This is a genomic window from Porphyromonas sp. CAG:1061 (assembly GCF_000435035.1).
In the GTDB taxonomy this organism is placed as follows: domain Bacteria; phylum Bacteroidota; class Bacteroidia; order Bacteroidales; family Porphyromonadaceae; genus Porphyromonas_A; species Porphyromonas_A somerae.
In genome coordinates, this window is sequence record NZ_HF988818.1 from 1 (window position 1) to 8,963 (window position 8,963).

Sequence of the window (8,963 nt, forward strand, 5' to 3'; positions counted from 1 at the left end):
CTCCTTGCGGAGGTCCTTACCCATTGACTCTCTGATGAATGTCTCGTGGTAAGAACATTCTAATGCGTAACCCTTGGTACTCAGATTTGACAAGGTCAACTCACTGGAGAATTAATAGAATTCCACCAACCGATAAACGAGTGGCGAGGAGAGGAAAAGTTTAGTTGCAACTAAGCCATCGGCGAGATGCAACTAAGCAATCGGTTAGTTGCAACTAAGCATTTGCCGAGATGCAACTAAACTTTCGCCCTTATAAGACACTAGCTTTCAACCTATTACAAAAACTACTTTTGACACCTTATATTACTTCAATTTTGAGCCTATTTCACGAAGGGAAGCTGTTGTGCTGCTTTTGGAATTCGGAATCGGCACTAAGGGTTACGGCAGATAGGGAGAAAATAGTATATTTGCGTGATAAGTTGTCTAGATTCTCCCCACTAAATAGGGCTGGAATTGAGACTGAAGCATATAAATAGGTGGTAAGAAAACCATGAGTAATGATAATAAAATAAAACAGCCGGATCCAACAAGGGTAGAGAACCCTACCCCCGTGCAGGAGACCTACAGGGCGGGCAGCGAAGCCCCTCTACTGGAGCTCTTGATGGAGAAGTCCAGCCGCAATCGCACAGCTGCGAAGCAATTGATTGCCTCGGGAAGGGTCTCTGTAGGGAAGTGGTCTACCACAAGAGCTACTGAGACGGTGGGAGCCGGCGTGGTAGTGCGTGTGCACCGTGGAGTGCCACCAATGCCTTTTCGACACCCCAAGCTAGAGATAGTATGGGAAAGTGAAGCGTATGTAGTTGCCTACAAAAAGCGGGGATTGCCTACGGTCAATACCGCACATAAAAACCGCCAACAGACGGCTCTATTTCTTCTCAGTCAGCACTACAAGAAGGGGGAAGAGGGGGCAAAGCTCTTTATGGTGAATCGATTGGATCGCAACACGGCTGGCTTTGTGGTCTTTGCGAGGAGTGTAGAGGCCAAGGAGCTACTAGTGAAGGAGTGGAGCCGACGTGCCAAGCACCAACGCTTCATCGCCTGCATTGAGGGCGAGCTAAAGGAGAAGGTGCAACTACTGAGTGCCACCTCCGAGGAGCGTAGCCTCTCAAAGCCCAAGCTGATCACCGCAGAGGTGCGGGTGGATAAGAGCAGTCGAAATGGGCAGATGCATATTGTACAGATAGATGTGGTGGGGGCACGAATCTTCTCCCTCCGCAAGCTATTTGGCGACAATGGGCTGAGCATCTTGGGCGATGTACGCTCACGTAGCCAGATTCGCACCGATCGAGAGATCGCTTTGGAGCAGATCGGTCTTGAGCTACTGATCCCTGGGGAGCAGCAGCCACGCCGATTTGAGGGTCCCTACCCCACCCACTACTTCTCGTGGCTAAGGCTGGATAAAGAGAAGCAACCAACAGGAAGAGACTATTAAAACCAACACTCTATACATACTTTTATGAAGATTAAGAAACGACAACTTGTATGGCTCGTGCTGAGTTATTTCATCGCCCTCCTCCCCTGGAGTAGTACAGAGGCGCAGATGATTACCGATGCGGTGAGCTGGGAGCAAAGCCACACAAATAGTGCTGATGGGGTGGTGACCTTGAGCTTCAAGGCAACCCTAAAGCAGGGATGGCATATTTACGATGCGACCCTCCCAGATGGCGGGCCAACCCCCACCTCCTTTGCATTAGACGAGGCTAAAGGGGTGAAACTGCTAGGGGCACTAAAGCCTTCCAAAGAGGCGGCCTCCGTCTACGACCCCAACTTTGAGATGAACCTGCGCTGGCACACGGGAAGTGTCATTTTTGAACAACAGGTACAGATAGAGGATCCAGAGCACTTTGTGCTAGCTGGCGACCTTACTTACATGCTATGCAACGACCAAACTTGCCTCCCCCCCACCCGCCTTCCCATTAGTCTAAAGGCTGGTGATCTCACCACTCCATTGGAGATGGAAGCGATTGCTAGCGACAGCAGTAGCGAGGAGGAGTCTACCACCACGGTGGAGAGCGAAGCAGCCAACTTTACGGGCGACATCTGGAAGCCAGTAGTAGAGGAGATCAAGGCGTATGGCGATACCACGCTGAGCGCCACCGACAACTCCCTCTTGATGATTTTTGTCCTCGGTTTCTTGGGCGGTTTGATTGCTCTCCTTACACCTTGCGTATGGCCGATGATCCCTATGACGGTGAGCTTCTTCCTCAAGCGGAGCAAAAGCCGTCAAGCCGCCATTCGCGATGCGGTGATTTATGGGTTGGCAATCATTGTAATCTATCTCACACTAGGGTTGCTGATTACAGCGATCTTTGGACCGAGTGCACTCAATGACTTAGCCACGAGTGCCCTCTTCAATATCCTTTTCTTTGCCCTTCTGGTCTTCTTTGCGGTCAGCTTCTTCGGGGCATTCGAACTAGTTCTTCCACAATCGTGGACCAATAAGATGGATGCCAAGGCAGAGAGCACGAGCGGTCTGCTGAGTATCTTCTTCATGGCCTTCACCTTGGCTTTGGTCTCCTTCTCCTGTACCGGCCCTATCATCGGAACCCTTTTGGTGCAGGCAGCCACGTCGGGAAGTAGTCTCCTTAGCCCTGCTATTGGCATGCTCGGCTTTGCTGTAGCACTAGCGCTTCCTTTTACCCTCTTTGCCATATTCCCCAACTTCCTACAGAGTATGCCTAAGAGTGGTGGCTGGATGACGAGTGTCAAGGTGACCCTTGGCTTCCTTGAGCTGGCACTTTCCCTCAAGTTTCTCTCCGTTGCCGACCTCGCCTATGGCTGGGGCATCCTTGATCGAGAGACCTTTGTGGCACTTTGGATCGTGATCTTCTTCCTACTAGGCATCTACCTACTCGGCAAGCTCAAGCTACCACAGGATAGCGACCTCCCCTTCGTGAGTGTTACCCGACTATTCCTTGCCATCATCTCACTCTCTTTTGCCGTCTATATGGTGCCAGGGCTTTGGGGTGCACCGCTCAAGGCAATCAGTGCCTTTGCACCACCGCTTTATACTCAGGACTTCAACCTCTATGATTCGGAGGTACACCCTAAGTTCCACGACTATGAGAGTGGTATGCGGGCGGCTCAGAGCGAGGGAAAGCCTGTTTTGATTGACTTCTCGGGCTACGGCTGCGTCAACTGCCGTGAGATGGAGGCTTCCGTCTGGACCGATCCAAAGGTGAAGAGCATCATCGATGATGAATTTATCCTCGTCACCCTCATCGTGGACGACAAGACCAAGCTACCTAAGTATATCGAGGTGAAGGATGGCGATAGCACCCGCAAGCTCAAGACCATTGGAGAGCGGTGGAGCTATTTCCAATCACAGAAGTTTGGCTCCAATGCGCAGCCATTCTACGTGATGCTGGATGGCAATGGGCTCCCTCTGGGTCCTAGCTTTGGCTTCGATAAGGATGTAGACCACTATGTCAATTGGCTAAAGAGCGGACTTGAGGAGTATCGCAAAAAGCAACAGTAATTAAGAGCAAATTATATTGCGTGGGTAGAGAGGTGCAAAACGATCTACCCACGCAATCCATTAATAGAAATCACCATGAAGGAAAAGAGCAGCAGTAGCCGTGAGGAGAAACTAGAAGCCCTCGGACGACTGCTAGATGTGCTGGAGCGACTACGGGTAGAGTGCCCGTGGGATGCGAAGCAAACCAATGAATCGCTACGCCCCAATACCATAGAGGAGGTATACGAACTGAGCGAGGCAATCATCAATGAGGATCACTCGGAGATTGCTAAAGAACTGGGGGATGTGCTCCTCCATGTACTATTTTATGCCAAGATTGGAGAGGAGAAGGGGCAGTTTGACCTCGCCGATGTCTGCAATCGTGAGGCAGATAAGCTCATCTTTCGCCACCCACATATCTACGGTGATGTGCAGGTCAATAATGCACATGATGTAGAACTCAATTGGGAACAGATCAAACTCAAAGAGAAGGGGGGCAATAAGACGGTACTCGGTGGGGTACCAAAGGGACTCCCCTCCATCATCAAGTCGTACCGTGTGCAGGAGAAGGTGGCCAATGTAGGCTTTGACTGGGCTGAGAAAAGCGATGTATGGGATAAGGTGTATGAGGAGCTGGGAGAGCTACGTGCCGAGATAGAGGGTAATGGCGACTTGGCTCATAAGGAGGGAGAGATGGGGGACTTTCTCTTTAGTCTGATCAATATGGGACGCCTCTATGGCGTGGATCCCGATACCAGTTTGGAGCGCACCAACCAGAAGTTTATCCGTCGCTTTAATTACATTGAAGCATCGGCCAAGGCAGAGGGGAAAAGCCTCAAAGAGATGACCCTTGGCGAGATGGACGCCCTTTGGAATGAAGCCAAAAGGCAAGAGATTTAATCAGTCTCGGTAAAAAGAGGTATATTTGTAGAGATATAGAGTATCCCATAATTAGGTAAGAGACGATTTAAATAATTAAGATGGCGAAAAAGGTTTCGGAGACGCCGATGATGGCACAATTTCGACGCTTTAAGGAGCAGTACCCAGGTGCGTTATTGCTTTTTAGAGTGGGCGATTTTTATGAAACCTTTAATGATGATGCGGTAGAGGTCTCTCGCCTACTCAATATCACTCTTACTAAGAGGGGTGATGACCCTATGGCGGGATTCCCCCACCATGCTCTTGACAATTACCTCCCCAAGCTGGTCCGCAAGGGAAAGCGGGTGGCGATCTGCGACCAAATGGAGGACCCTAAGCTGGCGAAGAAGCTGGTGAAGCGGGCGGTGACCGAAGTGGTGACCCCTGGACTTACGATGGACGACTCTGTCCTCGAAGCAGATACCAATAACTTCCTTGCAGCCATTGCTCTCGGAGGAGGCAAGGCGGGAATAGCTCTGCTAGACCTCTCCACTGGCGAATTTGTCTGCAGTGAAGGAAGCTACGATGAAATTGATAAGTTGTTCACCAACTTCAATCCTAAAGAGGTGCTGGTAAAGCGGGGAACAGAGCACGATGTACAGGCTCACTTCGGTGAGCGACTCAACCTCTACCCTTTGGAGGATTGGACCTTTTCGCAAGATTATGGACGCGATAGGCTCCTAAAGCACTTCGAGGTGAAGCACCTCAAGGCATTCGGGATAGAGCATGAGGTCTTAGCGATTATCTCCTGCGGGGCAATCCTCTACTACCTTGAGGCAACGCACCACTCCGAGATACAGCACATCAATACCATTCACAAGATAGAGGAGAATCGTTTCGTACAGCTCGACCGCTTTACCCTCCGCAACCTTGAGATCCTACAACCCCTCAATGAGGATGGCAATTCACTCATCAGCGTCATTGACCATACTCGTACGCCAATGGGTGGCCGACTGCTCAAGCGGTGGCTGGTATTCCCCCTACTCGACGCCCGTGAGATAGCACAGCGACAGACTGCCGTTACCGCTTTTCTCGAGAGAGAGGAGCTACGGCATCAGCTCTCCGAAATCCTATCGGAGATAGGCGACCTGGAGCGATTGGCAAGTAAGGTCTCCGTCCTCCGCATCAACCCTCGTGAGCTACGACAATTGGCGGGTGGGCTACGCTTGGTAAAGCCGATTATGGGCGCCCTCTACAATACTGGCGATGCTTCGCTCAAGGAGCTAAGCATTGCCCTAGACCCCCTCGAGGAGTTGGCGGAGCGGATTGAAAGGACCATCAACGAGGAGACACCCAATCAGCTTGGCAAGGGAAATGTGATTGCCAAAGGCTTTGACAGCCGACTGGATGAGCTACGGGATATCCTCAGCGGTAGCAAGGAGTACCTTCTCGACCTCCGCAATCGCGAAAGCGAACGCACTGGCATTCCAAGCCTGAAGGTGGCCTACAACAACGTCTTTGGTTATTATATTGAGGTGCGAAACACCCACAAAGATAAAGTACCGGAGGAGTGGATCCGCAAGCAGACTTTGACCCAAGCAGAGCGTTTTATCACACCCGAGCTAAAGGAGTATGAAAGTAAAATCCTAGGGGCAGAGGAGAAGATACAGATCTTGGAGAATGAGATCTACGACCAGCTACTCAACTACGTGCGTGGTTTTATCAAAGAGATTCAGTCGGATGCGACGGTGCTCTCACAGATAGATGTGCTGAGCTCATTTGCAGAGGGGGCTTCGCTTTACGGCTACACCTGCCCCGTGGTAGACAATGGCGACACCATAGACATAGAGGCGGGTAGGCACCCTGTAATTGAGCGCTTGATGCCTCCAGGTGAGAGCTATATCCCCAACGACCTATTCCTCGATAATGAGGTGCAGCAGATCCTCATCATCACTGGTCCTAATATGGCAGGTAAGTCGGCACTACTTCGGCAAACTGCCCTTATTGTACTGCTGGCACAAGTTGGTAGCTATGTACCAGCTAGTGCAGCAAAGATAGGCATCGTGGATCGTATCTTTACCCGTGTAGGTGCCTCGGACAATATCTCGAGAGGTGAGAGTACCTTTATGGTGGAGATGACCGAGGCAGCGACGATTCTTAATGGTATCACCAATCGCAGTTTGGTACTGGTGGATGAGCTGGGACGTGGCACCAGTACCTACGACGGCATCTCTATTGCACAGGCGATTGTGGAGTATATCCACGACCATCCAAGGGGGCGAGCCAAGACGCTATTTGCCACACACTACCACGAGCTCAACGACCTTGAGCGGCACTTTGCTCGGGTCAAGAATTACAATGTCACGGTACAGGAGGTGGAGGGTAAGATCATATTCCTCCGCAAGCTAGTGGCAGGCGGGAGCGAGCACTCCTTTGGTATTCATGTGGCCAAACTGGCAGGAATGCCCAAGGAGATCATCGGCCGTGCCGAAGAGATTCTCACCCTACTAGAGGAGTCGGCAAGAGAGCGCGACGAGGAGAGTGGACGGAGCAAGGCTCCTTCCAAACCACGCCTACCCGAAAAGCAGGTGCAAGATGGACCAGTACAGCTAAGCTTTTTCCAGCTCGACGATCCGCTCCTCAGCCAGGTGCGAGAGGAGATTGTAGGGCTCAACCTCAATCAGCTCACCCCCATTGACGCCCTCAATAAACTCAATAATATCCAGCGACTCCTCACAGGTGGCAAGGAGGGAATAGACCTCCATTAATAGAAGCATTCAAGGTTACTTATGCAGAGCAACAAACCACATAATCAATCCGCAACCCTCATTGAGCAGATGCCTCAAGAGATCCAAGAGGCCCTCAAGCAATTTGAGGAGGCCTATCTAGGCTCTATACGAAGTATTGCTCCAACCATTGTCAAAGCGACTGAATTGCTGAGCCGACAGACGGCTAAGCAGGTACGTCCGCTCCTCCTACTTCTTACGGCCAATTGCTTTGGTCCTATCACGGAGGAGGTCATTAATGGATCGACCTTTATTGAGCTACTTCACGTCTCTACGCTTGTGCATGACGATGTGGTGGATGAGAGTGGACACCGGAGAGGCGTGCCCTCGATGAATGCGGTTTTTGGTAATCATAAGGCGGTGCTGATTGGCGACTACCTACTCGCCAATGCGATGATGCAAGCTGTTCAGACCAATAACAAGCAGATCTTACTCCAACTAGCCACCCTTGGCAAAAACCTCTCCGAGGGAGAGCTTCTGCAGATGGATACTGCCGAACTGGGCGAATACTCCGAGGAGCGGTACCTAGAGATCATTGACCGAAAGACCGCTTCTCTCATCGAGAGTAGTATGATGGTAGGTGCGTTACTGGCCAAGGTGAGTGATGCAGAGACGCTTCAGAAAATAGAGCAGGCGGGACAACTTCTAGGCCGTGCCTTCCAGATACGTGATGATATCTTTGATTACCAACCTACCGCCCAACTTGGGAAGCCATCGGGTCAAGACATCGCAGAGCACAAGGTAACCCTCCCACTGATCCATGCCCTACAGCAGGAGAGTAAAGAGCGCGACAAGGTGCTCAAGCTCCTTCGCCATGAGGAGCTTAGGCGCGGCGAGATTGCTTATATTATAGACTTCGCCATCCGCATGGGAGGCATTGAATATGCTAGAAAGCGAATGGAGGAAATGATAGAGGAGGCGAAGAGCCTTTTAGTTGCAGGATTGCCACCGTGCGAAAGTCGTGACGGACTGATCATGGTGGCCGATTATATTGCAACACGAGAAAAATAGTGTATTAGGTTTTTGAAACAATATATATAAGATTGTAGATTATGAAGAGATTGGTTTTAATCAGACATGGACAGAGCCAGTGGAACCTGGAGAATCGATTCACCGGTTGGACCGATGTAGACCTTACTCCACTCGGTATAGAGGAGGCCATCAAGGCTGGTCAGCAGCTCAAAAAGGATGGATTTCACTTCACGCTGGCCTTTACTAGCTACCTAAAGCGTGCCGTTAAGACGCTTAATACCGTCCTCGACCAGATGGACCTCGATTGGATCCCAGTAAAGAAGAGCTGGCGACTCAATGAGAAGCACTACGGTATGCTCCAAGGGCTTAATAAGGCTGAGACTGCCGCTAAGTATGGCGATGAGCAGGTACTTATCTGGCGCCGTAGCTTTGATGTGCCACCAGCACCATTGGCGGCCGACGACCCTCGCTCACCCTACAATGATGTGAGATATGCCCATATCAATAAGGAGGAGCTTCCTCTTACCGAGAGCCTTAAGGATACCATCCAAAGGATCCTTCCCTACTGGGAGCAAGAGATATTCCCCTCCTTCGCAGAGCACGATGATATTATTGTAGCAGCTCACGGCAATAGCCTGAGGGCCATCATCAAGAAGCTCAAAGGCATCTCCGATGAGGATATCGTATCGCTCAACCTTCCAACCGCTGTACCTTACGTCTTCGAGTTTGACGAGCAAAACGGTATGAAGCTGGTGAAGGACTACTTCGTAGGTGATCCAGAGGAGGTGAAAAAGCTAATGGAGGCAGTAGCCAACCAAGGTAAAAGCCAGAAGTAACCCACTGAGACTAGAATAATTCCAAAAAGGGGGCTCCATCGCAATAGCGACGGA

General features: G+C 50.8%; 6 protein-coding genes. All 6 read left to right on the forward strand.

Features of this window, described 5'->3' with window-relative positions; all coding sequences use genetic code 11:
* The first annotated feature begins 490 nt into the window (after nt 1-490).
* The 6 genes from QVO39_RS00275 (at nt 491) to gpmA (ending at nt 8,909) form a co-directional block, all read left to right on the forward strand.
* The gene (locus tag QVO39_RS00275) at nt 491-1,432 is read left to right on the forward strand and encodes a pseudouridine synthase (protein WP_021902520.1); all 942 of its coding nucleotides are present in this window, start codon (nt 491-493) and stop codon (nt 1,430-1,432) included.
* Nucleotides 1,433-1,456: 24 nt separating this feature from the next.
* Entirely contained in the window at nt 1,457-3,478 is a 2,022-nt protein-coding gene (locus QVO39_RS00280) for a protein-disulfide reductase DsbD family protein (RefSeq protein ID WP_018028524.1), read from the forward strand.
* Between the two features lie 75 nt (nt 3,479-3,553).
* A complete protein-coding gene (mazG, locus tag QVO39_RS00285; protein ID WP_018028525.1) occupies nt 3,554-4,357 on the forward strand; it encodes a nucleoside triphosphate pyrophosphohydrolase in 804 nt (267 codons plus the stop codon).
* Between the two features lie 80 nt (nt 4,358-4,437).
* Nucleotides 4,438-7,083 carry a DNA mismatch repair protein MutS gene (mutS, locus tag QVO39_RS00290; RefSeq protein ID WP_021902521.1) on the forward strand — a complete coding sequence of 882 codons (2,646 nt, stop codon included), beginning with the start codon at nt 4,438-4,440 and terminating at the stop codon, nt 7,081-7,083.
* 21 nt (nt 7,084-7,104) lie between these two features.
* The gene (locus QVO39_RS00295) at nt 7,105-8,112 is read left to right on the forward strand and encodes a polyprenyl synthetase family protein (RefSeq protein ID WP_021902522.1); all 1,008 of its coding nucleotides are present in this window, start codon (nt 7,105-7,107) and stop codon (nt 8,110-8,112) included.
* Nucleotides 8,113-8,153: 41 nt separating this feature from the next.
* Nucleotides 8,154-8,909, forward strand: a complete 756-nt coding sequence (gpmA, locus tag QVO39_RS00300; protein WP_018028528.1) for a 2,3-diphosphoglycerate-dependent phosphoglycerate mutase — start codon at nt 8,154-8,156, stop codon at nt 8,907-8,909.
* The last annotated feature ends 54 nt before the right edge of the window (nt 8,910-8,963 follow it).

Excerpts from the sequence above, each read along its gene's own strand:
- QVO39_RS00275 (WP_021902520.1), top strand. The coding sequence starts at position 491 with ATGAGTAATGATAATAAAATAAAACAGCCGGATCCAACAAGGGTAGAG.
- QVO39_RS00280 (WP_018028524.1), top strand. The coding sequence starts at position 1,457 with ATGAAGATTAAGAAACGACAACTTGTATGGCTCGTGCTGAGTTATTTC.
- mazG (WP_018028525.1), top strand. The coding sequence starts at position 3,554 with ATGAAGGAAAAGAGCAGCAGTAGCCGTGAGGAGAAACTAGAAGCCCTC.
- mutS (WP_021902521.1), top strand. The coding sequence starts at position 4,438 with ATGGCGAAAAAGGTTTCGGAGACGCCGATGATGGCACAATTTCGACGC.
- QVO39_RS00295 (WP_021902522.1), top strand. The coding sequence starts at position 7,105 with ATGCAGAGCAACAAACCACATAATCAATCCGCAACCCTCATTGAGCAG.
- gpmA (WP_018028528.1), top strand. The coding sequence starts at position 8,154 with ATGAAGAGATTGGTTTTAATCAGACATGGACAGAGCCAGTGGAACCTG.